Genomic DNA, 23,597 nt, shown 5'->3' on the forward strand with positions numbered 1-23,597 from the left:
ATCCATGAAGGAACGCAAGTAGCGGGAAAGTGAGTTACATGGGCGCACTATACGCGGCGGCCAACAGTCGCCGAGCGCCGAGTCCGAAATTGACGAACTGTTGGCAGATGATCTCGATACTCGCGGGATACGCTCACATCATTGATGTCATCCGATGAAAACGGGGGATTCTTCCGGGATCGGGTGAGCGGGTTTCTTGGCGGAAGGGCGGGCGGCGCGCAGCGATGCGCGCCGTTTGTCTTTGGTCCGGTCAGCGGAAGTAGGCCTTGGTGTTCTCGTGGACGTCGCCGCGCGCGAGCAGTTCGTCGGGCGGCAGCCAGAGATAGCCGCTGTGCTGATCGAAGCGGCCGATCGGCACGGTGCCGGAGAGCGTCATCGCGTAGGCGAGCACGATGTAATGCGTGCCGATGCCGTCCGCGCCCGCGAAGTTGTCGTCGTAGTGATGTTCGTAGACGCCGAAAAAGCGCGATGCCGAACGCGCCGCGCTCGCCACGCCGAGCTCGTCGCTGACGATGCGCTTGAACGCGACATCGAGCGTCTCGTTCTTCTTGATGCGCCCGCCCGGCACGAACCACGTGCCCTGCGCCGGCCGGTTGCGCCGATGGCCCAGCAGAATGCGCCGGTTGCCGTCGGTGACGATCAGGTCGATCGCCACGAGCGGCGTGAGCCGCACCACTGTCAGAAAATCGGCCTGGCTGAGCATCGTCTCTCCGTGTCTGGTTTCGGCCCGCCTCATCGGTCCGCCTGCGCGCCAAGCGCACACGATGATGCCTGCGCCGCCGCCCGACCGACCGTGCGCACCCGCACGCCCCGGCATGCTTCTCACGATTGAAACATCGCGCGCTGCGTCCCGTTGTACCGCTCACCGTGTTGCAAAGGCGGTAAAGCTGACCGATTTGTGAACGGCCGACATTGCGCACAACCCCCAGGCAATGGAAGCAATTTCTCGTCGCCGCTAAAAACCATATTCCACCGAAGAATGCGAAATGCGCATTCGTTCGTGCCGGAATTGGCAACGCGTGCGCCGCCGCAAAACGCCCGAACGAACTTCGCGGTGAAGGTCGCCCGAGTCCCGCGTACATGCGGCTTCCGCGCCGACGCACCGATGCCGCAGCGCAGCATGGAACATCATATGAAACGACCGCATTATGCCGTTGAATAAAACCCGCGCGAGATAATCCGAGTTAATCTTCTCGGGCTGCGCGGATTAATCGGAAAATCCGGATTAATTAACGGGCAATCTAATTCCGGTTTTACATCGGCGTCTGCGGGGATGATTACATAAGGTTTTAAAATGTAACGACGCCGCCAAAATTTGCCGATTCATCCGGTCCGAACGATCGATTCAGGCGCGGCGCATGTTTCATAAATGTATCAATTCGCTTTGTCAGACAAACGAGGATTAAGCGCCGGAAACCGCCGAGGGCCGTGGATCGGGGCTCTGCGGCGGTGTGTTTGGCCGATTCGGCGGCTTTCGAAGCAAAATCCGCTAGCACGGGGCGCGGAAGTTTGTATGACAAAACCGCATTTGTTTTTCATCCACTGAAAAATGGAGTGAACCGAATTGCGCGATGCTTATCCAAATGTGCGCTCACCCTCACAGCGGAACAGAAATTGTGGTTTAAGAGCGAAAACATAGAGCGCAAAAAAGATTGTCTGCTTATTATTCAAGCCAGCGGATCGATTCCGCCAACACTTCGTTCCAATCGGTCACGGCAACCCGGCGAAGTTCGGGATAGTCCATTGATGCGCCGCAATGGCCGAGCAACGCTTTCCGCGCCTTCCAGGAAACAAGCAGCAGAGGATGACCATGCCCTACGCCAATGTAGAACCCGCCGCTGTGGGCTGGACGCCCGCCGCGACGCGAGCCTCGCAGACCGAGGTGCGCAACATCGCGATCTTGCTCTTCGACGGCTTTTCCCTGCTCGGCGCGGGAATCGTCGCGGAGGTCTTCCATATGGCGAACGAGTTGTCGTCGGCGAAGGCTCGGGCGGAGTGTATGTACGACGTGCGGTTTCTGTCCGTCGAGGGCGGCAATGTTGCGTGCTCCTCGTCGGTGCGTGTGTGGACGGACGGCCTCGATGCGCGTCACTACGGCGGCTTCGACGCGCTCTTCGTCGCGGGCGGCCGCGGCGCGGACGACGCAGCCAAGGACGATCGCATCGTCGAATGGCTGCGCCGCGTGCAGTCGAAGACCACGGTCGTGCGTGCGATCTCCGAAGGGCGCAAGGTGCTCGATGCCGCGGGCATCGGCCACGCGCAGGACGCGCAGCGCTACGGCAACGCAATGATTCACCTCGTGCGCGAGGAGCAGCAGGGCGATGCGGGCGACCGCTATGAATCGATGAAGGGCGCGCTGCTCATCGTGAAGCGCGATCTGGGCATCGACGTGTCGCGCAGCGTCGCCGAGCGCCTGATGCCAGGTTCCGCCGCGAAGCTCGTGTCGATTCTCGGCGACAGCGGCGCGGCGTCCGCGGGCGACAAGATCCGCGCGGCGGCGCGCTGGCTGCAGGACAACTGCGAACGGCCGATTTCGGTCGTCGATGCGGCGCAGGTGGCCGCAATGAGCGAGCGCAACTTTTTGCGCCGCTTCAAGATCGAGATGGGAATCACGCCATCCGATTATTTGTTGCAGGCGCGGCTTGCCGTGACCTGTGCGCTTCTGACGGATTCGGAACTGCCGGTCGACAAGATCGCGCGCAGAAGCGGCATGGGCAACGGCGACAGGCTCGCCAAGATTTTTCGCAAGCGCCTTCTGATCTCGCCGACGGAATACCGGACGCAGAGCAGGCGCGAGGCGAATGGCTGAGCCCGCGCAAAGTGTGATGCGGGCCGCGCAAGCGCCAACTATGGCGTAAAGCGTCGGACATTTGGCCGGACCCGATCGGTCCGGCACTGAATCATTCTCGGGCGGCATTGCCGTTCGCTGAATACGCAGGCAGGAGTCCTCTATGACGAATGAAGCACGCACGGAAGGTGGGGTGGCGCAAGGAGCAGCAGGTGTGGAGGCGGGTCCGGCCAGGGCGGCCGGACCTTGCCGACGCCTCGTTCCCGTCATCCTCGCCGGCGGCTCGGGCACGCGCCTGTGGCCGATGTCGCGTGAACAGTTCCCGAAGCAATTGATCGGCGTCGTCGGGCGTGACTCGTTGCTTCAGGCCACGGTTTCGCGCCTGAAGGGCTTTTCGGGCGATTTCGCGGTGGACGGCGAGCCGATCATCGTGTGCGGCGAGGAGCATCGCTTCACCACCGAAGAGCAGACGCGTGAAAGCGGCGTGGATGCGCGCATCATCGTGGAGCCCGCGCGCCGCGACACCGCGCCCGCGCTCACGCTTGCGGCGCTCGAAGCGATCAAGGGCGGCGAAGACGCGATCATGGTGGCGATGCCCGCCGATCATTCCATCGCCGATATTCCGGCGCTGCATCGCGCGATCGCGATCGCGGCGGTGCATGCGGAGCGCGGCATGATCGCGACGCTCGGCATTCCGCCGACGCGCCCCGATACGGGCTTCGGCTACATCCGCCTGGGCGATGCGCTGGAAGACGGCGCGCATCGCATCGATCGTTTTGTGGAAAAACCGGCGGCCGAACTTGCGGCGCAATACGTCGCGGCGGGCACGTACTGGTGGAACAGCGGCATTTTCATCGTGCGCGCGAGCGTGTGGCTCGCGGCGCTCGAAAAGCTCAACGCCGACATGCATGCCGCATGTTCGGCCGCCGCGAAAGACGGCGAGCACGACGGCAAGTTCTTCCGTCCGCAGGCCGCGCAATTCGGCCGCGCGCCGTCCGATTCGATCGACTACGCGGTGATGGAACACATCGGCACGCCGAGCAAGCCGTGCGACGGCGTGGTCGTGCCGCTCGTCGCGGGCTGGTCGGATCTCGGCTCGTGGGACGCCGTGTGGGACGCGATGGACAAGGACGAATCAGGCAACGTCGCGAGCGGGCGCGTGGTGTTCGAAGGCGCGACGTCGAGCTATGCGCGTTCGGAAGGCGGGCGGCTCGTCGCGTGCGTGGGCACGACCAACGTGATCGTCGTCGAGACGGACGACGCCGTGCTGGTCGCGGACCGCTCGCGCGTGCAGGACATCAAGGGCCTGGTTGCGCGCATCCGCGAGCAGCATGCGCCGGAAGCGGACACGCATCGCAAGGTGCGCCGTCCGTGGGGTTTCTACGATTCGATCGAGCACGGCGAGCGCTTTCAGGTGAAGCGCATCGTGGTGTCGCCGGGCTCGAAGCTGTCGCTGCAGATGCATCACCATCGCGCGGAGCACTGGGTCGTCGTGTGCGGCACGGCGCTCGTCACGCGCGGCGAAGAGCAGTTTCTTCTGAGCGAGAACGAATCGACGTTCATTCCGCTCGGCGTGCGGCATCGCCTGGAGAACCCGGGCAAGGTGCCGCTCGAGATCATCGAAGTGCAATCCGGCAGTTATCTCGGCGAAGACGACATCGTGCGCTTCGACGATACCTACGGCCGGAGTTGATCCAGCGTGTAGCAGCGGGCGTTGCAACGGCTTTCATTCGAAAAAGACGGGCACGGGCGACGGAGGAGACAAAGCGGAGCAGTAAGGGGCTGATTGCGTTTCGGGGAGATGACATGCGCGATTTACAAGGGTTGCTCGCGCGCCTGTTCGACGTCTTGATGATCGTCGGCGGCGCGGCGGTAGCGTCGCAAATCAGGTTCGAGTACATCGAGGCTCACACCTATTCGGTGGCGTTCGTCGCGTTCGCGGCGGCGTTCTCGCTCGCGCTCTTTCCTGGCTTCGGCGTCTATCAGTCGTGGCGCGGCCGCAGCAAGCTCCAGCTTGCCTGCCAGGTCTCGCTCGGCTGGCTCGTCGTGCAGGGTTGCGCGCTTGCGCTGATGTTCTCGCTGCACCGGCTCGACTACGTGTCGCGCCTCTGGTTCGCGTACTGGACCGCGATGTCGGGCGGCCTCATGATCGCCGGCCGCCTCATCACGCACGCGATCCTCGCGCATATGCGCAACGCCGGCATGAACCTGCAGCAGGTCGCGATCGTCGGCGGCGGCAGGCATTGCGATTCGATCGTGCGCAAGATCGAACGCTCGCAGGACACGGGCTTTCGCATGAGCGCGGCGTTCAACGCGGTGCCCGGCAAGGGGCGTCTCACCGCGCGCGTGCCGGTCTACGACAACTACGACGCGTTCATCAGCTTCGTGCGCTCGCAGAACGTGAACGAAGTGTGGCTCGCGCTGCCGCTTTCCGAGGAGCGCACGATCCTGCGCTTCGTGAACGAATTCCGCGACGATCTCGTCAACGTGCGCTTCATTCCCGACGTGCGCAGCCTCGCGCTGTTCGAAAGCGGCGTGACGGATCTGCTCGGCCAGCCCGCGATCGATCTCGTCGCGTCGCCGCTGTCGGCGTCCGCGCAGTTGCAGAAGGAACTCTTCGACCGGGCCTTCGCGCTCGGCGCGATCATCGCCGTTTCGCCATTGCTGATCTGCATCGCGCTCGCCATCAAGCTGACCTCGCGCGGGCCGGTGTTCTTCAAGCAACGCCGCAAGGGCGCGGACGGCCGCGTCTTCACCATCTACAAGTTCCGTTCGATGCGCATGCACACGGAACGGGCCGGAGTGCTCCAGCAGGCCACGCGCAACGATCCGCGCGTGACCCGTGTCGGAGCGTTCCTGCGCCGCACCAGCCTCGATGAGCTGCCGCAGTTCTTCAACGTTCTGCTAGGCGACATGTCGGTCGTGGGCCCGCGTCCACACGCGCTCGAACATGACGACCTGTATCAGAAGGTCGTATCGGGGTACATCCACCGTTACCGGATCAAGCCAGGCATCACCGGCTGGGCCCAGGTCAACGGTTTTCGTGGGGAAACGGATCGGATCGAAAAGATGGAAGGACGCGTCGCTCACGATTTGTACTATTTGGGTAACTGGTCGTTCGGACTCGATATGAGAATCATCGCCGCAACGATCTTCAAGGGACTACGCCACACCAACGCTTACTGATGCAGGGGACGACCATCATGCACAACCAACAACAACCGGGCACCACCTCACTGGCCGCCAACACCAACGTGTCGCGTATCTTCCGCCTCACGAGCCTGGCCGCGGCAGCTTCCATCTGTGTCGTCATGACGGGCTGCGGGCTCGCGCCGGGCATGCATTTCGAACAGCCGCCGCAACTCGTCGAGACGTCGAACGACCAGGGCGACCCGGCATCGACCGTGAACATTCCGATCACGCCGATCGATCTCACGCTCATCAAGAAGATGCGCACCACGCAGGCCACGGCCACCAACGATCCGAACGCGTCGCTCTACGGCAAGCCGGCGCCGTACAAGCTCGGCATCGGCGACGTGCTGCAGATCACGGTGTGGGATCACCCCGAACTCGTCGCGGCGCTCGGCCAGCCGCTGGCTCAGGCGCGCACGTCGGACGCCGCGCCCGGCTTCGTCGTCGATGCGGACGGCAACATCCAGTTCCCGTACGTGAACAAGCCGCTGCATGTCGTCGGCAAGACCGAGACGCAGGTGCAGCGCGAGCTCTATTCGGAGCTGTCGAAAGTGTTCGTGAAGCCGCAGGTGACGGTGCGCGTCGCATCGTTCCGTGCGTCGCAGGTGTATATCGACGGCGACGTGCGCACGCCGGGCGCGCAGCAGATCAACGACATTCCGATGACGCTGACCGAAGCCGTGGGCCGCGCGGGCGGCTTCGCGCCGACGGCGGACCAGAGCCGCGTCACGCTCATCCGCGACGGCGTCACGTATCACATCAACATGGCCGGCATGACCTCGAAGGGCAAGAGTCCGTCGGACATCATGCTCAAGCCGGGCGATGCGCTGCGGGTCGATTCGCGCGACGAAAACGGCGTCTACGTGATGGGCGAAGTGACGCGTCCCGCCACCGTGATCCCGATGCGCAACGGCAAGATGACGCTCTCGGATGCGATCTCGCAAGGCGGCAGCTTCAACGCCGAGACGTCCGATCCGAAGCAGGTGTACGTGATCCGCAACGGCCAGACGGACCAGCCGGAGGTGTATCACCTCGACGCGCGTTCGCCGGTGTCGATGCTGCTCGCGAACGGTTTCGAGCTGCAGCCGAAGGACGTCGTCTACGTGGACAACAACGGGCTGGTGCGCTTCTCGCGCGTCCTGAACCTGTTGCTGCCGGCGATCAACGCGGGTCTGACGGCCGCCGTGCTGACGAAGTAATAGCAAGCGTCTGACCGGCGCGCACGGGGGCGCGCCGGGAATCATTGTTCGACTTACAAGAAAACAGCAAGCGAGCGAGATCATGGCGACAAACTTCGATTCACGGTACGTGGACGTATCGACGGGCGACGAGTTGCGGCTGTCCGACTATCTGGCGGCGGTCATGCGCAACTGGAAGCTCGTGACCGTCGTCATGCTCGCCGTGACCGCGATCGGGACCGCGTACGCCTTCCTCGCGACGCCGACCTACAAGGCGGACGCGGTGATCCAGGTGGACGAGAGCGACAAGAACACCGCGAACGTCCCTGCCAGCGCGGGGCAGCAGGCCATCCCGCAGACTTCGGAAGCCAAGTCCGTCACCGCCGCGCAGATCGAGCTGTTGCGCTCGCGTCTCGTGATCGAGGACGCCGTGCGACGGTTTCATCTCGACGTGAGCGCCGCGCCGCGTTCGATGCCCGTTCTGGGCGGCGCGATCGGCACAGCGTTCTCGATGCTCGGCAAGCCGGTGCCGCAGGGCTATCTGTCGCGTTTCGCGTGGGGTGGCGAGGAGATCGACGTGCCGCTCTTCGACACGCCGAAAGCGCTCTACGACAAAAAATTCACGCTCGTCGCGGGCCAGAACGGCACCTACGCGCTCAACGATCCGGACGGTCTCGCGGTGCTCACGGGACACGTCGGCAAGGAAGCCTCCGGCATGACGCCGCAAGGCCCGGTCACGCTCAGGGTCGACAAGCTCGACGGCAAGTCCGGCGTGCAGTTCGAACTGCAACGTTTCTCGACGGTCACGACGACCGATCGTCTGCAGAAGCGCCTGACCGTTGCGGAGGCCGCATTGCAGTCCGGGATCATCGGCGTATCGCTGGAAGGTAGCAATCCGAAACAAATCACGGAAATTGTCAATAACATTGCGCACCGCTATGTGCAGCAGGACGCGGAGAAACGCTCGTCGGATGCGGAGCACACGCTGTCGTTCCTGGACCAGCAATTGCCGCTCGCCAAGAAGCAGCTCGACGAAGCCGAGCAGCGCTACAACACATTCCGCAACAAGCAGGGCAGCGTCGATCTCAACGAGGAAAGCCGTCTGTTGCTGCAGCAGATCGTCGATAACAAGACGAAGCTCGCGGACCTGCAACAGCAGCGCGCCGAACTCTCGCTGCGCTTCACGGCGAATCATCCGTCGGTGCAGGCGCTCGATGCGCAGATCGCCGCGCTCACCAACGCGCAAACGCGCCTCGGCAAGAACGTCTCGACGCTGCCCGATACCGAGCAGACCGCGCTGCGCTACATGCGCGACGTGCGCGTCAACACGGAGCTGTACACGAACCTGCTCGCCAGCGTGCAGCAGTTGCGCATCGCGAAGGCCGGGCAGGGCAGCAACGTGCGCGTCGTCGATTTCGCGCAAGTGCCCGACGATCCCGTGCGCCCGAAGCGCATGCTCGTGATCCTGATTGCGGCGGGCATCGGGCTCGTGATCGGCATCATCGTCGCGTTTATCCGCAAGGCGCTGTATGGCGGCGTCGAGCGTCCGGAAGATATCGAGCGGCAACTGGGCACGCGCGTCTTCGCGATCGTGCCGCGCAGCACCCAGCAGCTTCGCCTGCAACGACAGGTGGGCATGCGCCGCGAAGGCCTGCACGTGCTCGCCGCGCAGGCGCCGGAGGATGCGGCGGTCGAAGGCATTCGCAGCCTGCGCACGTCGCTGCAACTGCAGCTCACGGACGCGCGCAACAACGTCGTGATGCTGACGGGATCTCGCCCGGAAGCGGGCAAGTCGTTTCTGTCGGCGAATCTCGCGACGCTCGTCGCCTCGACGAGAAAGCGCGTGTTGCTGATCGACGGCGACATGCGCCGCGGCGACATTCACTCGCATTTCGGTGTGCGCCATTCGCCCGGTCTTTCCGACGTGCTGATGGGCGCCGACGTGATGAGCACGATTCTTCACGACGTGCTGCCGGGCGTCGATCTCATCACCAAGGGCTCGCTGCCGTCGCATCCTTCGGAGCTGCTCGCGAGCGATCGATTCGGCGAAGTGCTCGCCGAGCTCAAGCGGCATTACGATCTCGTGGTCATCGATACGCCGCCGGTTCTCGCCGTCACCGACGCGACCGTGATCGGCAAGCACGCGGGAACGAGCCTGCTCGTCGTGCGGCACGGCAAGAATCAGGTGCAGGAGATCGGCGAGACGATGAAGCGCCTGCACAACGGCGGCGTGCACATGAAGGGCGTGCTGCTCACCGATGTGCCGCAATCGAAGGTATTGAACGGCAGCACGTACGCGGGCTACTACAGCTACGAAAGCATCGCGGAGTAGTCGCCGCACTTCCCCCCGCGCGCCGGCATTGCGATGCCGGCGTTTTCTTTTAAAGCGTTAAAAGCATTCGAAGGGTTCAATACGGCGACTTGTAGATGTCGCGCGCGCGGGCCGGGTTCGTCTTGGGTGTCTTGAAGCCCGGCGGCGGCGGATAGAGGATCGCGGCGGCGCTCTTGGGCGTCGTCATCGAACGGCTGTCGGCCGTGCGTGCGCTTGGACGAAGCCGCGCGCTGCCTGCGGGATTTCCCGCGTAACCGTTTTCCTGGGCGAGCAGCCGCCCGCTCGATCCGCTGCCGGACAAAGCCAGTTCGGCGGACGCCGCGTCGGCCAGATCGCTCGCGTGCGCAGCCGCCGATGCGACCAGCGCGAGCGGCAAAAGCGCCTTGCATAGCGCATGTTTCATGGACACCTCCGATAGTGGAAAGCCGCGGACGACGGCACGTTGGCGCGGACGCTTCCCGCGCGGTGCGGGCGGGCGTCGTTATAATCGCCGTCCGACCTGATCTTTCGCTTTACGCCCGTGAAAAAGCTCATCGCTCTCGCAGTCGCTTCGATCGTCCTTACGGCCTGCTCGTCCGTCGAGAAGGAGCAGCAGAAGGAACGCACGTTCCTGCTTTCGCAGCAGTCGCTCGACACGGCACAGCGCAATGCGACCGTCGCGTGCCGCGACGCCGCGCAGTGCGATGCGGCGTGGAAGCTCACGAAGACGTACGTCGAGCAGAATTCGAAAGAACGCCTGACCCGTGCCGACGACGCCGCGATCGAAACCGACGTGCCTTCGGGCACCGGCAAGCCGGTGTTTTCCGCGACGCGCATCCCTAACGGCAACGGCGCGACGATCTCGCTCTTCGCACAATGCAAGGGCATGTTCGAAGACGAACGCGCGCGCGGGTCCGACTTCGACGACTGCGCCACCAAAATCATCTCCGTGCAGAACGGGTTCGCGCAATATCTGCGGACGCATTTGCCCGCGCAGTGAATCAGGCGTAAGGCGTGAGCGAGCTGGATTCCGGCGGCTCCTGACCGCCTTGCCCTAGCGCGCTGGCTGCGGGCAGTAACTCCGGCAGCGTTTCCTCGGGCGGCACGCCATAGTACGGATAGCCGCGCGGCGGCTCTTTGCCCGATTCGACCGCTGCGCGCGTCTGCATTGCGTACGCGATGCGCCCGTACGACGCCACACTCACGCCCAGCGCGACACCGAACACGGCCGCCGCAAAACCGTTGCCGAGTGGATTGCCGCCGAGCGACGTCGCGGGCAGCGCCGCGAGCATCAGCAGCGCACGCCCCAGTTCGGGCAGATGGCGCGCATCGGGCGCGCGAAGCCGCCACGCGCGATACGCCATCGAGCCGCGCCACAGCGCCCACAGCACGGCGACCGGCAACGCGAGCCCGAACAGCAGCCCGCCCGCGAAGAACTGATAAACCCAGAAGTCGTGGCCGGCGGTCCAGTTTCTGATCGCTCCGCCGAGAGAGCCGTAATCGTGGCCGTAGCCCATGCCGACCATCGTCGATAGCGCCGACGATGTCGTCTGTTCGACCTGTTCCCTCATTTCGGCGAGACGCGCGAGCGCGGCGTCGTCACGGACCAGCGAGACGTCCGGCAACCAATGCCCGGCAACCGTCGGGAAAAACGACGCCGACGCGGCCGCCATCGCGCCGAGCAGCGTCACGATCGCGATCGCGCGCAGGGTCGCGCCGAAGAAATGCCGGAGCGACGGCGCGGCGAGCCACGTCGCATAGACGAAGAGCAGCAAGGTGCCGACGAGCAGACTGCGCGTGACGAACAGCAACTCGATCACGATGGTCGCGAGAAACAGCGCCACGTTGAACTTGGCCATGCGCTTCGCAAACACGAGCTCGTGCAGCAGTAGCGCCTGGAGGCAGAGGAACGTGATGGGGACGAGGCCGTCGCCCGCGCCCACGCTAACCCCAAAGCCGACGCTCACGACGAGCGATGCGACCATCGCGCCGGCCATCGCCCGCTCGATCTGCCCGAGACGTTGCAGATCCCACGGACGGCAGCCGACGAAGTAGCCGAGCAGCATCAGGAGGAATGGCAGGATGACGCGCGCGTAGTTGCCCGCGTCGTTGCCTTGCAGCGCGTGCGTGGCGGCGCTGCCGGCGAGCGTGATCAGCAGCAGCGACGTGACGACCGTGCGCAGGCGCGAGCGGCGCGCGAAGCGTGGCGCAATCAGCAGGACGGCGCAGGCCGCGCCCATCGACGTCACGGTGAGCAGAATCGGAATGGCCCTGTCGACGCTTGCCACGCCTTTGATGTCGAAGGCGAGCGGAAGCAGAAAAAGCCAGATCCAGACGACGGCGAACTTGTTGCGCATGACGTCCTCGGGCACCCCTTTTATTTGTGGGTCGAATATATCAGCGGGTTTCGTCGCGCACGTGTGCGCCAAATAACGCTGCGCGAAGGCGCGGCGATTTCCGTGTGCGGCGGGCGACGCGCGCGTGCCGCGCTGTCCGTAAAGGGCGTGATTCTGGCGGATCGCCTCGCATGGGCCGACAGAAGATGAATGGCCGGATGTGGCATCGTCCGGCGACAGACCAACCGATAGGTGCGATGTGCGTGCGCGCGCCGATACGAGGCGCCCCGCGATGGCGGGACGGCGAGCCCACGAGGATGCGCGGCGGCAGCCGCGCGCGCCACACGTCAACGAGCGTCCCTCGCAGAAGGGAACGGCATGGGCTCGTTCGGCGCGTCACGCATGCCGGGACCCGATCGATCGATTCGAATCGATTCATCCGGGGACTCGCGATCATCGCCAGGACGAATAAACGGGCATGCCGCACGGCGTGCCGACACCTGCTTTGCCTGCCGTCCGGCGAATCAATGCTGGCGCGCGTTCCATTTTTCGCGTATTTACCAATAGGTTCCCGCTGCGCGATGCGCGGACCACGCGTGCGCGTCGCGCTGTCACACGAACGTTTCACACAAGCGTTTCACACTTCGGCTGCCCATCCGGCGCACGCTCGTTCGAGCGCGATCGCCGGACAGGGCGCATCTCCCAACTGTTGAAATAGCCAGGAATTCTCACGATGAGCACGATCAAGACGAAGGACGGCACCTCGATCTATTACAAGGACTGGGGCAGCGGCAAGCCGGTGGTGTTCTCGCACGGCTGGCCGCTCGACGCCGATGCGTGGGACGCGCAAATGCTGTTTCTTTTGGGCAAGGGCTATCGCGTGATCGCGCACGACCGGCGCGGGCATGGCCGCTCGGATCAGCCGTCGGAAGGCAACGAGATGGACACCTACGCCGACGATCTCGCCGCGCTGCTCGACACGCTCGACGTGACGGGCGCGACGCTCGTCGGCCATTCGACGGGCGGCGGCGAAGTGGCGCATTACATCGGGCGGCATGGGACGAAGCGCGTCGCGAAGGCGGTGCTGATCGGCGCGGTGCCGCCGCTCATGCTGAAGACCGAGGCGAATCCGGAAGGCCTGCAAATCGACGTGTTCGACGGCATCAGGAAGGGCGTCGCCGCCGACCGCTCGCAGTTCTACAAGGATCTGACGATGCCGTTCTACGGCTACAACCGCGACGGCGCGAAGATTTCGCAAGGCGTGATCGACCTGTTCTGGCTGCAGGGCATGCGCGGCGGCATGAAGGGACAATACGAGTGCATCAAGCAGTTTTCGGAAGTGGACTACACGGCCGATCTTGAGAAATTCGATGTGCCGACGCTCTTCCTGCATGGCGACGACGACCAGATCGTGCCGATCGGCGCGGCGGCGCAGAAGGCGGTGAAGATCGTGAAGAATGCGACGTTGAAGGTGTATCCGGGCGGCGCGCACGGGATGTGCACCGTGGAGGCGGACAAGGTGAATGCGGATTTGCTGGCGTTCATCGAGTCGTGAAGCAGGGTGCATGAAAAAGCGCCGGCGCACGATGCGCCGGCCCCCGCCACAAGGAGACTTTCATGTCCGACATGCTCAGCATCTCCACGCCCGACGGCAATTTCGATGCGTACGTCGCCTATCCCGCGCAAACGCCCGCGCCCGCCGTGGTCGTGCTTCAGGAAATCTTCGGCATCAATGCCGACATGCGCGAAACCTGCGAGGAGTATGCGCGCCAGGGCTATGTCGCGCTGTGCCCCGATCTCTTCTGGCGTCAGGAGCCGAACGTCGTCCTGACCGACAAGACCGAAGCCGAGTGGCAGCAGGCGATGAAGTACTACAACGGGTTCGACATGAACACGGGCGTCGAGGACATCGCGGCGACGATCGGCTTTGCGCGCGGGCTATCGCAGGTGCAGGGAAAGATCGGGTCCGTCGGCTTTTGCCTTGGCGGCTTGCTGTCGTTTCTGACCGCCGCGCGCACCGATGTCGATGCATCGGTTTCCTACTACGGCGGCGGCACCGACCAATACCTGGGCGAGTTGCCGAAGATCCGTGTGCCGCTCATGCTGCATCTCGCGGAAGCGGACGAGTTCATCAACGAGGAGGCGCGCAACCGCGTGCTCGCCGCGGTGCAGGGACACGCGAATGTCGAGGCGTTCACGTATCCCGGTTGCCATCACGCGTTCGCGCGCAATCAGGGTGTGCATTACGATGCGGCGGCCGCGCAGCTTGCTAACGGGCGCACTGCGGAGTTTTTCAGGAAGCATTTGAAGTAAGCAGCGCACAAGAAAAAACGCCGCCCGAAAAAGGCGGCGCCTCCATCACTTCTTCACCGTATGCGGCCGGCGAAACACCAGCCAGCGCGGCGACTTGAAGCGCACGATGCTCATGTAGAGCCAAACATACGTCGCCGCGAACACCACGACGAAGCAGAACAGATGCAGCGTGTGCCGCCAGAACAACGTCGCGGGAATCACCGCGATGAGACACAGCAGCCAGAGATACGGCGACGTGAGCGAATTTCGCCGCGTGAGTTCGTGCGCGTTCTTCGCGCCCACGGCCCAGCGCATCAGCCGCTTGTAGACGAGCATATGCAGATGCACGCCGTCCGGAATGCCCGGCGAGATGCCGCGAATAAACTTCTTCCGATAGATCGAAAAGCACGTCTCGAAGATCGGATACATGAAGAGCAGCACCGGATACCACGCGGACACGTCGCGGTTGCGCATCACGAGCATGATCGCGAGTTCGGCCAGCATGAAGCCGGCGAAGTACGCGCCGCCATCGCCGAGAAAGATCAGCCCGGCGGGGAAGTTCCAGATGAAGAAGCCCATGACCGCGCCCATCATGATGAGCGAGCCGGACAGCACGACCGGATCGTGAACCTGGAACGCCACGTAGGCGAGCGAGGCGAACATCATGAACGTGACCATCGACGCGAGGCCGTTGAAGCCGTCGATGATATTGACCGCGTTCGCGAGCGCCGCGACGGCAAGCACCGTCACCGCGCACGAAACGACCGCGTAGGACAGCAGGAAATCGAGCGGCGGCACGCTGATGCGCGTGACCGCGATGTTCAGGAATGCATAGGCGAGGCCCGCGGCCGCCATCGTGCAAACGAGGCGCGCGAGCGGCGAGACGCGCTTGGTCAGATCTTCGACGAGCCCTGAGAGAAACGCCGGCAAGCCGCACGCCACGATGCCGAGAATGCCACCCGACACGGACGGATAGCCCCATCGCAACTGCACGGCCGATGCGGTCAGTCCGCAAATGATGCCCACGCCGCCGATGCGCGGCACCGGGCGCGCGTGAAACTTCTGCACGCCGGCGAGATCGGTGTCGCCGAGCACGCCTTCCTGCAGGTGTGCGAAGCGCACGATCAACAAGGTCACGAAGAGCGAGACCAGAAAAGCAAGCGCGAAACTAAGCATGAAATTGAACCGATGGAAGAAAGCGGCGCCGCATCGAACCGCGGCGCCGTGATGCCTTTACGCGAAGCCTTGCGGATTCTGCGACTGCCAGCGCCAGTGATCCGCGCACATGCGTTCGATGCCGTGCTCCGCGCGCCAGCCGATGAGTTCTGCGGCGGCGGCCGGGTCGGCGTAGCAGGCGGCCACATCGCCCGGGCGGCGCGGCACGAGCTCGTACGGCACGCGCTTGCCCGATGCGCCCTCGAACGCCTTCACGACATCCAGCACGCTATAGCCTTGCCCCGTGCCCAGATTCACGACGAAACTGCGATCGAGCGACTTCAGCGCATCGATGGCGGCGATATGCCCGCGCGCCAGATCCACGACGTGAATGTAATCCCGCACGCCGGTGCCGTCGTGCGTTTCGTAATCGCTGCCGAACACGCGCAGGCGTTCCAGCTTGCCGACGGCCACCTGCGCGACATACGGCATCAGGTTGTTCGGAATGCCCGCAGGATCTTCGCCGATCAGGCCGCTTTCATGCGCGCCGACGGGATTGAAATAACGCAGCGTCGCGATGCGCCATGACGGATCGGAGACTTCGAGATCGCGCAGGATCTGCTCGGCGATCAGCTTGCTCTGTCCGTACGGGTTGGTCGCGGAGAGCGGGAACGATTCGTCGATCGGCACGCTCTGCGGCACGCCGTACACGGTCGCGGACGAACTGAACACGAAGTTACGCACATTGCGCTCTTTCATGACCTTGAGCACGGCGAGCAGGCTGCCGATGTTGTTGCTGTAGTAGTCGATCGGCTTCGCGACCGATTCGCCCACGGCTTTGAGCGCGGCGAAGTGAATCGCGCCGGTGATCGCGTGCGCGTCGAAGATGCGGTTGAGCGCGGCTTCGTCGCGGGCGTCGGCCTCGTACATCGCGACGCGCTTGCCCGTGATGCGCTCGACGCGCCTGACCGATTCCGCGCGGCTGTTGACGAGATTGTCGACGACGACGACCTCGTAGCCCGCATCGAGCAGTTCGACGCATGTATGCGATCCGATGAAGCCCGCCCCGCCCGTGACGAGAATCGTGCCTTTCATCGACTGGTTGCCATTCATCATGTGTTCTCCAGATTGCTGAGATCAGAGTGATATGCCGGTGATGGCATGTATTGTGCCCTTGTAGCGTTCGACGACATTTTTTTCGTCGAATTCGCGCGCGACCTTTTCGCGGCCGCGCTCGGCCATTGCTTCGCGTTCGGCGGCGGGCAGCGTCAGCATGCGTTCGAGAGCCTCCGCCAGGCTGTCGGCGCTTTTCACCTCGCATAGCAGGCCATTCACGCCATGCTCGACGACTTCGCGGCAGCCGGGCACGTCGGTGGCGACGATCGGGCGGCCCATCGCCGAGGCTTCCATCAGCGTGCGCGGCACGCCTTCGCGATACGAAGGCAGCACGACGCAATCCGCCGCGGCGACGAGCGGACGCACGTCGTTTGCTTCGCCAAGATATTCGACGATATTCTCGGCTTCCCACTTCTGCACGTCCGTGCGGCTGATCGCGCTTGGATTATCGACGCCGACCGGCCCGAGCAACTGAAAACGCGCGTGCGGAAATTTCGCGCGGATACGGCGCGCGGCTTCGACATATTCCGCCACGCCCTTGTCCCACAGAAGACGCCCGATCAGGATGAACACGAAATCCTCGCGCGCGGGCAGCGCCACGCGCGCGAACTCGTCGAGATCGACGCCTTCGCCATGCAGACGCCGCGCGCGATCCGGATGCGCGAGCAGGTTCTCATGCTTGAACGCGTGATGATCGTCCTTGTTGAGAAACCACACTTCGCGCGGAAAGCGGAACGCAAAACGGTACAGCAGTTTCGCGACCTGCGCCGTGCGGCTCTTCTGGATGAAGACATAGCCGAGGCCGGTCGTCACCGCGATCGACGGCACGCGCGCGAGCATCGCGGCAAGCGAGCCGTAGATGTTCGGCTTGATCGTGTAGTGAAACACGATATGCGGGCGCGTCGCGCGGTATTCGCGATAGAGCGCGACGAGCGTTTTCAGATCCTGGCGCGGGTCCGTGCCCTTCGAGGCCACCGGCAACTCGACGCAGCGGCAGCCCATTTCGGTAAGCGGCTCGAACGTGCGGTCGCGCGGCGCGATGATGGTCACCTGCGCGCCGCGCGCGGTCAGCATGCGCAGCACGCCGCGCCGGTAAGTGTAGATCGCCCACGCCGTGTTGCAGACGAGGGCGATGCGAAGACTCGATTGTTCTTTCGTCATCCGGAAATCAGGGTTCGCCCGCGCGCGATCTCGCGAGAGGCTAAACGGAAAAGTATCGTCATGCCGGCGATGCGGGCTTGAGCAGCCGCGCCTTCAGGCCACGCAACGCGCGATACGGCAGCAGCAGGTGCGCGACGCTTTTCGCGACGCCCGCCCAGTCGAGCGGATTCGTCACGCGCAGGTAACGCAATTGCAGGCGCAGCGTCGACATCACCTGCGCGCGCCGCTTCGTCGCGCTGATGCCGCTTTCGTTCAGCTCGTAGAAAAGGCCGAACTCGGGCAGATTCGCGCCGTCGTGACGCTGCATCAGGCGCAACACGAGATCGAGATCCTCGGCGGCGCGATAATGCGCGCGATAGTTGCCCGCTTCGATCACGGCATCGACACGCAGCATGAGCGACGGATGCGCGAAGCACGAGCGCGCGAGCATCGCGCGGCGGATCGCGGCGGGTTTGGTGGGCGGCGTGAGGTCGAAAAGCGGCGCGCCTTCGGTCGATACGACGTGCGTCCACATGCCCAGCACCGCCACGCGCGGATGCGCTTCCAGATAGGTGCGCTGCTTGTCGAGCCGGCCGGGCGTCGCGAGGTCGCCCGCGTCGATGCGCGCCGCGTAGCGCAGGCCGCGCGCGGCCAGCGCGCTCATGCCCGCTTCGAGCGCGCGCTCGATGCCGCCGTTCGCAGGCATCCGCAGAATCTCGATGTCCATGCCGTCGATAGCGGGCGCGGCGATCGGCGGCGTGCTGCCGTCATCGACGATCAGCACGCGGATTGTCGATGCCTCGCTGAACGACGCGAGCGTGCGCTCGACATCGGCCTGGCCGTTGAAGGCGGGAATCAGAACGGCGACGTCGGAGAGAGCGTTCATGCGCGCAGCCGGAAACGAATGTAGTAAAAGTTCACCGACGCCGCCGCGACATAACCTGCCGCGAGCCCGATCAGCGCGCCGTAGCCTTCGATGCGCGCAATCGCGAACCAGTTCACGACGAAGGCCACCGCGAGCGCGAACAGCCATTTCGCGAGCAGCACGTATTTCGCCTGATATTTCAGCACGACGAGATTGCCGATCGCCTCGATGCCCGCCGGCACGGAAAGCCAGACGGCCCAGCGGAAGATATCCGCCGCGCCCGCGTAGTTCGGGCCGAACACGCGCGCGATGATGAAGCCCGCGAGCGCATCGAGAACGGCCGCGCCCGCGATCATCAGCGCGGCGGTCATCGCGAAAAGGCGCACGAGATTGCGCCTGAGCCGCGCGGTGTCCTCCACGCGATAGACGAACGCGGGCGCGATGGTCTGCGAGAGCATCAGCGCGAGCGCGATCCAGTTTTCATTCAACTGCTGCGCGGCGGAATACAGCCCGAGCTCCGCGAACGACACGCGATGCGCGAGCATCAGCCGGTCGAGCTTCAGGAACAGATACATGCAGATGAGTCCGAGCCAGAACACGGTGCCCGCGCTCGCGAAATGCCTGAAAAGCGCGCGATCGAAACGCCAGCCGAGCTTGCCGCCATGCCGCCGCATGTAATAGACGACGAGCGCGCCGCCGATCGCCGCCGCTTCGAGCGCCCAGAGCCAGCCGAAGCGTTGCGGCGCGGCCGCGAGACGCACGAGCGCGAACACGAGCGCCGCCTTGACGATGGCGGCCGCCATGCTCGCGATGAGCTGCGGCTTGCTGTACGTGAGACTTTGCAGCCACGAATTGACCACGCCGATGAACGGCTCGCGAAAGAGCATCGTGACGGCGAGGCCCGCGAGCATCAGGCCGACCATCGGATCGGTGCCGCCGGCCGCGATCCAGAGCCACGTCAGCGCGAGCGCAACGACGGAGACGCCCATGCGCAATACGAACGCGCTGCCGAGCACCGCGCCGGTTTCGGCGCCCGCGCGGTTGACGATCGTCGGCACGAGAATCTCCGCGCCGCACACCCAGGTGATCGGCGCGATCACGAGCAGCAGTGTGTTCGCGTATTGCCACTTGCCGAAGGTATCGGGGCCGAGATAACGCGCGAGCAACCCGGAAATGGCGATCGCAACCGCGATCTGCGTGAGCCGCTCCAGCCCGAGCCACACGATATTGGCGAGCGCGCGGGCGACGTCCGGATTGCCGGAGCGCGTCAGCACCTTCATGCGGCGCATGCCTGTGTGCGGCCGGGCACGGCGCGTGCTAGCCGAGCCTGATCATCGGTGAAGTTTTGTGTGTTTGCGCGCGGACGCGCCTCATTCGAAGGCATCGAGGCGAAAGAGCGTTTGAGCATTGGATTAGAATGAACGCGCAGGCTTGAACCGGGTTTCGAGCCCGGCGCGCGCGACCGCGAAAGCGCCGAAAGACAGCGATTATAAGTGCGAACCGATGCCCGCCCGCCGCTGCGGCCGCGCCTCCATTTGCTTCGAATTGTTTCTTTCGTATTGCTTTGACACACGCATAGGCAAAATTCGATACGTCCGACATGTCATCTGGCAGCCGTTCGCGCGCTTTGCCCGTAGCCGCATCGGCGCGCCAACAGTCACGACCTGCATGCCCTCATGGCTGCATCGCCGGAAAACATCAAATTAATACAGAAGAGGTAGCCATCTCATGAGCCAAATCAGCCAATCCATCTTCAAGGCCTACGACATTCGCGGCATCGTCGGCAAGACGGTCGATCGCGACGTCGCGAAAAGCATCGGCCAGGCGTTCGGCAGCGAAATCAGAAGCCAAGGCGGCGATTCGGTCGTGGTCGCGCGCGACGGCCGTCTGTCCGGCCCCGAACTCGTCGGCGCGCTCGCGGACGGCTTGCGCTCGGCGGGCGTCGATGTCGTCGATGTCGGCATGGTGCCGACGCCCGTCGGCTACTTCGCGGCGAGCGTGCCGCTGCCCTTGCCGTCGGGCGAGCGGCGCGTGGATTCGTGCATCGTCGTGACGGGCAGCCACAATCCGCCCGACTACAACGGTTTCAAGATGGTGCTGCGCGGCGCCGCGATCTACGGCGAGCAGATTCAGGGCTTGTACAAGCGCATCGTCGATAACGATCTCACGCAGGGCGAGGGCAGCTATACCGAGTTCGACGTGTCGCAGATGTATCTCGACCGCATCGTGTCGGACGTGAAGCCAGTGCGCGCGATGAAGATCGTCGTCGATACGGGCAACGGCGTCGCGGGCGGACTCGCGCCGAAGCTGTTCAAGGCGCTCGGCTGTGAGATCGTCGAACTGTTCACGGAGATCGACGGCAATTTCCCGAATCATCACCCGGACCCGGCGCATCCCGAAAACCTGCAGGACGTGATCCGCGCGCTGAAGGAAACCGACGCCGAAATCGGCTTCGCGTTCGATGGCGACGGCGATCGTCTGGGCGTGGTCACGAAGGACGGCGAGGTCATCTATCCGGATCGTCAGTTGATGCTGTTCGCGCAGGAAGTGCTGTCGCGCAACAAGGGCGGCCAGATCATTTATGACGTGAAGTGCACGCGCAATCTGGCGAAGTGGGTGCGCGAGCAGGGCGGCGAGCCGCTGATGTGGAAGACGGGCCACTCGCTCGTGAAGGCGAAGCTGCGCGAAACCGGCGCGCCGCTCGCGGGCGAAATGAGCGGCCACGTGTTCTTCAAGGACCGCTGGTACGGTTTCGACGACGGTCTCTACACCGGCGCGCGCATGCTCGAAATCCTCTCGCGCGTGGCGGACCCGAGCAAGCTGCTCAACGATCTGCCGAATTCGCTGTCCACGCCTGAATTGCAGTTGAAGCTCGAAGAAGGCGAGAACTTCGCGCTGATCTCGAAGCTGCAACAGAACGCGAAGTTCACCGGCGCGGACGACGTGCTGACCATCGACGGTTTGCGCGTGGAGTATCCGGATGGCTTCGGGCTCGCGCGTTCGTCGAACACGACGCCGGTCGTCGTGATGCGCTTCGAAGCGGACAGCGACGCGGCGCTGAAGCGCATTCAGGAGGATTTCCGCCGGGTGATTCTGGCGGAGAAGCCGGACGCGAAACTGCCGTTCTGAGCGCTTTCGGTTGAAGATGTGAAAGCGGCGCGGTCGATGACCGTGCCGCTTTTTGCTTTTTTGTTGCACGCGCCGCGCTAAAATCCCCGTTTTCCCGCTCACACCGCCGCGTGCCTCCCGCGCCTTTCCATTCCAGCGTGCAAAAGATCCTGATCGTCCGCGTGTCGTCGCTTGGCGACGTCGTCCATAACATGCCCGCCATCGCCGATATCCGCCGCCGCTATCCGGATGTGCAAATCGACTGGCTCGTCGAAGAAGGTTTCGCAAGCCTCGTCGAGCTGGTTCACGGCGTGCGTCGCGCGATCCCGTTTTCGCTGAGGCGCTGGCGCAAGGGGTTCGCATCGCCCGCGAACTGGCGCGAGATCGGCAAGTTCAAGCGCGAGCTGGCCGCCGAGAAATACGATCTCGTGATCGACTGCCAGGGGCTCATCAAGACCGCGTGGGTCGCAAGCTGGGCGCGCGGGCCGCTCGTCGGCCTCGGCAACCGCACGGACGGCGCGGGCTACGAATGGCCGGTGCGTTTCTTTTACGACCGGCGTGTGCCGATCGCGCCGCGCACGCACGTCGTCGAGCGCACGCGGCAGCTCGTCGCCGCCGCGCTCGGGCTGCCCGCGCCGCAGATGACCGACGACATCGACTTCGGTCTCGACACGCGCCGCGCGACGCTCGCCGTCTCCGCGCTCGGGCTGAATCTGCCGGTGCCGTACGTCGTTTTCGTGCACGCCACTTCGCGCGCGGACAAGCAATGGCCCGAAGCCGCGTGGATCGAGCTCGGGCAGGCGCTCGTCACGCGCGGCGCGTCGATCGTGCTGCCGTGGGGCAGCGAAGCCGAACGCGCGACGAGCGAGAAACTCGCGAAGGAATTCGGCGCGGCCGCGATCGTGCCGCCGAAGCTCTCGCTGCCCGCGGTCGTCGGTCTGATCGACGGTGCGGCGGCGACCGTCGGCGTCGATACGGGCCTCGTGCACATCGCCGCGGCGCTGAAGCGCCCGACCGTCGAGTTGTACAATTTCTCGACCGCATGGCGCACCGGCGGGTACTGGTCGCCGCAAGTCGTCAATCTGGGCGACGCCAGCCGCCATCCGACGTTGTCTGAAGTCAAGAGCACGCTCGCTGGCTTCGGCCTGCTGTAGCGCGTGCGTGATAGCGTGCCCGGCGCGCGCCGTGCGCGGTAACTCAAGGTCGTAGACATATGACGGAATCTCAAATCATCGAAGTCGCATCGGGCGACTGGCAAGGCAAAAACCTGTCCGTGCCGCGCGAGGCGTTGCTGGCCGGCGTCGAAAACGGCAAGGTGCTGTATTTTCCCAATCTGCGTTTTCCGATCGATGGCGGCGAACTCGCGCTGCTCGATCCGGCGATCGCGGACCCGAAGCGCAAGAACATCAGCCTCGCGCCCAACGGCGGCGCGCTCGCCGGCGTGCTCGGCGACAGCGTGATGCAGTCGGCGGTGCGCTCGCTCATCAAGCGCTATCAGGATCATGCGCGCTGGCTCGTCGACGGCCTCTTTCCCGAATACGACGGCAAGCTGCGCGTCGCGCCCACGAGCTTGCGGCTGCATCGGGTCGAAACGCGCGAGACGTCCTGGCGCAAGGACGACAGCCGCCTGCACGTCGATGCCTTCCCGTCGCGCCCGAACTACGGCGAGCGCATCCTGCGCGTGTTCACGAACATCAATCCAAAGGGCGCGCCGCGCGTGTGGCGCGTGGGCGAACCGTTCGAAGACATGGCCAGGCGCTTTCTGCCCGCCATCAAGGCGCAGGCGCCCGGTTCGGCGTGGCTCATGAATCTGCTGCACATCACGAAGTCGAAGCGCTCGGAGTACGACCATCTGATGCTGCATCTGCATGACGCGATGAAGGCCGATCTCGACTATCAGAAGACCTCGCCGCAGGAAACCATGCCGTTCCCGCCCGGCTCGGTGTGGGTCTGCTTCTCCGATCACGCATCGCACGCGGTGATGTCCGGCCAGTTCATGATGGAGCAGACGTTCTTCCTGCCCGTCAAGGCGATGGCGCGTCCCGAGTGCGCGCCGCTCGGCATTCTCGAGCGCCTGAAGGGCAGGGCGCTCGTTTGAGCGGCGCGGCTTCCCCGA

General features: G+C 64.3%; 19 protein-coding genes. 11 read left to right on the forward strand and 8 right to left on the reverse strand.

Annotation, left to right across the window (positions count from 1 at the left end; genetic code table 11):
- Positions 1-250: 250 nt before the first annotated feature.
- Entirely contained in the window at positions 251-703 is a 453-nt protein-coding gene (locus LY284_RS00630; RefSeq protein ID WP_014192102.1) for a GDP-mannose mannosyl hydrolase, read from the reverse strand.
- A gap of 1,107 nt (positions 704-1,810) precedes the next feature.
- Here LY284_RS00630 and LY284_RS00635 point away from each other — a divergent pair.
- The 5 genes from LY284_RS00635 to LY284_RS00655 all read left to right on the forward strand — a co-directional run bounded on the left by LY284_RS00635 (position 1,811) and on the right by LY284_RS00655 (position 9,490).
- Positions 1,811-2,809 (forward strand): GlxA family transcriptional regulator, encoded by a 999-nt coding sequence (locus LY284_RS00635; protein WP_014192101.1) that lies wholly within the window; start codon positions 1,811-1,813, stop codon positions 2,807-2,809.
- Between the two features lie 142 nt (positions 2,810-2,951).
- Positions 2,952-4,481: a mannose-1-phosphate guanylyltransferase/mannose-6-phosphate isomerase gene (locus LY284_RS00640; RefSeq protein WP_014192100.1), complete on the forward strand. Its 1,530-nt coding sequence runs from the start codon at positions 2,952-2,954 to the stop codon at positions 4,479-4,481.
- Between the two features lie 113 nt (positions 4,482-4,594).
- Positions 4,595-5,974: an undecaprenyl-phosphate glucose phosphotransferase gene (locus LY284_RS00645; protein ID WP_014192099.1), complete on the forward strand. Its 1,380-nt coding sequence runs from the start codon at positions 4,595-4,597 to the stop codon at positions 5,972-5,974.
- A gap of 17 nt (positions 5,975-5,991) precedes the next feature.
- Positions 5,992-7,179 carry a polysaccharide biosynthesis/export family protein gene (locus LY284_RS00650; protein ID WP_374730271.1) on the forward strand — a complete coding sequence of 396 codons (1,188 nt, stop codon included), beginning with the start codon at positions 5,992-5,994 and terminating at the stop codon, positions 7,177-7,179.
- A gap of 82 nt (positions 7,180-7,261) precedes the next feature.
- Entirely contained in the window at positions 7,262-9,490 is a 2,229-nt protein-coding gene (locus LY284_RS00655) for a polysaccharide biosynthesis tyrosine autokinase (protein WP_014192097.1), read from the forward strand.
- A 76-nt stretch (positions 9,491-9,566) separates the two neighbouring features.
- Here LY284_RS00655 and LY284_RS00660 read toward each other — a convergent pair whose 3' ends face one another.
- Positions 9,567-9,893, reverse strand: a complete 327-nt coding sequence (locus tag LY284_RS00660; RefSeq protein WP_014192096.1) for a hypothetical protein — start codon at positions 9,891-9,893, stop codon at positions 9,567-9,569.
- A gap of 117 nt (positions 9,894-10,010) precedes the next feature.
- Here LY284_RS00660 and LY284_RS00665 point away from each other — a divergent pair, with 117 nt between their 5' ends.
- Positions 10,011-10,469, forward strand: coding sequence for a hypothetical protein (locus LY284_RS00665; RefSeq protein WP_014192095.1), 459 nt, complete (start codon positions 10,011-10,013; stop codon positions 10,467-10,469).
- A gap of 1 nt (position 10,470) precedes the next feature.
- Here the strand turns inward: LY284_RS00665 and LY284_RS00670 are convergent, their stop codons facing one another.
- Entirely contained in the window at positions 10,471-11,826 is a 1,356-nt protein-coding gene (locus tag LY284_RS00670) for a hypothetical protein (RefSeq protein WP_014192094.1), read from the reverse strand.
- A 712-nt stretch (positions 11,827-12,538) separates the two neighbouring features.
- Between LY284_RS00670 and LY284_RS00675 the strand changes: the two genes are divergently transcribed.
- Positions 12,539-13,360 (forward strand): alpha/beta fold hydrolase, encoded by an 822-nt coding sequence (locus tag LY284_RS00675; protein ID WP_233384121.1) that lies wholly within the window; start codon positions 12,539-12,541, stop codon positions 13,358-13,360.
- A 62-nt stretch (positions 13,361-13,422) separates the two neighbouring features.
- Positions 13,423-14,118 (forward strand): dienelactone hydrolase family protein, encoded by a 696-nt coding sequence (locus LY284_RS00680; RefSeq protein WP_045452142.1) that lies wholly within the window; start codon positions 13,423-13,425, stop codon positions 14,116-14,118.
- A 45-nt stretch (positions 14,119-14,163) separates the two neighbouring features.
- Here the strand turns inward: LY284_RS00680 and LY284_RS00685 are convergent, their stop codons facing one another.
- The 5 genes from LY284_RS00685 to LY284_RS00705 are packed head-to-tail and all read right to left on the reverse strand — an operon-like array spanning position 14,164 to position 19,653.
- Positions 14,164-15,273, reverse strand: coding sequence for a glycosyltransferase (locus tag LY284_RS00685; RefSeq protein ID WP_014192091.1), 1,110 nt, complete (start codon positions 15,271-15,273; stop codon positions 14,164-14,166).
- A gap of 57 nt (positions 15,274-15,330) precedes the next feature.
- Positions 15,331-16,365, reverse strand: a complete 1,035-nt coding sequence (galE, locus tag LY284_RS00690; protein ID WP_014192090.1) for a UDP-glucose 4-epimerase GalE — start codon at positions 16,363-16,365, stop codon at positions 15,331-15,333.
- 24 nt (positions 16,366-16,389) lie between these two features.
- Positions 16,390-17,529: a glycosyltransferase family 4 protein gene (locus LY284_RS00695; protein ID WP_233384131.1), complete on the reverse strand. Its 1,140-nt coding sequence runs from the start codon at positions 17,527-17,529 to the stop codon at positions 16,390-16,392.
- Between the two features lie 58 nt (positions 17,530-17,587).
- Entirely contained in the window at positions 17,588-18,394 is an 807-nt protein-coding gene (locus LY284_RS00700; RefSeq protein WP_233384133.1) for a glycosyltransferase, read from the reverse strand.
- On the reverse strand, positions 18,391-19,653 hold the full coding sequence (locus tag LY284_RS00705) for an oligosaccharide flippase family protein (protein WP_045452139.1): 1,263 nt from the start codon (positions 19,651-19,653) through the stop codon (positions 18,391-18,393). Before LY284_RS00705 ends, LY284_RS00700 begins: the two co-directional genes overlap by 4 nt.
- A 448-nt stretch (positions 19,654-20,101) precedes the next feature.
- Between LY284_RS00705 and LY284_RS00710 the strand changes: the two genes are divergently transcribed.
- From LY284_RS00710 to LY284_RS00720, 3 genes are all read left to right on the forward strand, one after another.
- Complete coding sequence (locus LY284_RS00710; RefSeq protein WP_233384135.1) at positions 20,102-21,502, forward strand: phosphomannomutase/phosphoglucomutase; 1,401 nt, start codon at positions 20,102-20,104, stop codon at positions 21,500-21,502.
- Between the two features lie 137 nt (positions 21,503-21,639).
- Entirely contained in the window at positions 21,640-22,635 is a 996-nt protein-coding gene (gene waaC, locus LY284_RS00715; protein ID WP_014192085.1) for a lipopolysaccharide heptosyltransferase I, read from the forward strand.
- 59 nt (positions 22,636-22,694) lie between these two features.
- Entirely contained in the window at positions 22,695-23,579 is an 885-nt protein-coding gene (locus LY284_RS00720; RefSeq protein ID WP_014192084.1) for a Kdo hydroxylase family protein, read from the forward strand.
- The last annotated feature ends 18 nt before the right edge of the window (positions 23,580-23,597 follow it).

Origin of the sequence: Caballeronia sp. PC1 (assembly GCF_021353155.1) — a bacterium.
GTDB classification, from domain to species: Bacteria; Pseudomonadota; Gammaproteobacteria; order Burkholderiales; family Burkholderiaceae; genus Caballeronia; species Caballeronia cordobensis.

What these genes read in the sequence shown, in the direction of transcription:
- LY284_RS00630 (WP_014192102.1), bottom strand. Translation starts at nt 703, where the DNA reads ATGCTCAGCCAGGCCGATTTTCTGACAGTGGTGCGGCTCACGCCGCTC.
- LY284_RS00635 (WP_014192101.1), top strand. Translation starts at nt 1,811, where the DNA reads ATGCCCTACGCCAATGTAGAACCCGCCGCTGTGGGCTGGACGCCCGCC.
- LY284_RS00640 (WP_014192100.1), top strand. Translation starts at nt 2,952, where the DNA reads ATGACGAATGAAGCACGCACGGAAGGTGGGGTGGCGCAAGGAGCAGCA.
- LY284_RS00645 (WP_014192099.1), top strand. Translation starts at nt 4,595, where the DNA reads ATGCGCGATTTACAAGGGTTGCTCGCGCGCCTGTTCGACGTCTTGATG.
- LY284_RS00650 (WP_374730271.1), top strand. Translation starts at nt 5,992, where the DNA reads ATGCACAACCAACAACAACCGGGCACCACCTCACTGGCCGCCAACACC.
- LY284_RS00655 (WP_014192097.1), top strand. Translation starts at nt 7,262, where the DNA reads ATGGCGACAAACTTCGATTCACGGTACGTGGACGTATCGACGGGCGAC.
- LY284_RS00660 (WP_014192096.1), bottom strand. Translation starts at nt 9,893, where the DNA reads ATGAAACATGCGCTATGCAAGGCGCTTTTGCCGCTCGCGCTGGTCGCA.
- LY284_RS00670 (WP_014192094.1), bottom strand. Translation starts at nt 11,826, where the DNA reads ATGCGCAACAAGTTCGCCGTCGTCTGGATCTGGCTTTTTCTGCTTCCG.
- LY284_RS00675 (WP_233384121.1), top strand. Translation starts at nt 12,539, where the DNA reads ATGAGCACGATCAAGACGAAGGACGGCACCTCGATCTATTACAAGGAC.
- LY284_RS00680 (WP_045452142.1), top strand. Translation starts at nt 13,423, where the DNA reads ATGTCCGACATGCTCAGCATCTCCACGCCCGACGGCAATTTCGATGCG.
- LY284_RS00685 (WP_014192091.1), bottom strand. Translation starts at nt 15,273, where the DNA reads ATGCTTAGTTTCGCGCTTGCTTTTCTGGTCTCGCTCTTCGTGACCTTG.
- galE (WP_014192090.1), bottom strand. Translation starts at nt 16,365, where the DNA reads ATGAATGGCAACCAGTCGATGAAAGGCACGATTCTCGTCACGGGCGGG.
- LY284_RS00695 (WP_233384131.1), bottom strand. Translation starts at nt 17,529, where the DNA reads ATGACGAAAGAACAATCGAGTCTTCGCATCGCCCTCGTCTGCAACACG.
- LY284_RS00700 (WP_233384133.1), bottom strand. Translation starts at nt 18,394, where the DNA reads ATGAACGCTCTCTCCGACGTCGCCGTTCTGATTCCCGCCTTCAACGGC.
- LY284_RS00705 (WP_045452139.1), bottom strand. Translation starts at nt 19,653, where the DNA reads ATGAAGGTGCTGACGCGCTCCGGCAATCCGGACGTCGCCCGCGCGCTC.
- LY284_RS00710 (WP_233384135.1), top strand. Translation starts at nt 20,102, where the DNA reads ATGAGCCAAATCAGCCAATCCATCTTCAAGGCCTACGACATTCGCGGC.
- LY284_RS00720 (WP_014192084.1), top strand. Translation starts at nt 22,695, where the DNA reads ATGACGGAATCTCAAATCATCGAAGTCGCATCGGGCGACTGGCAAGGC.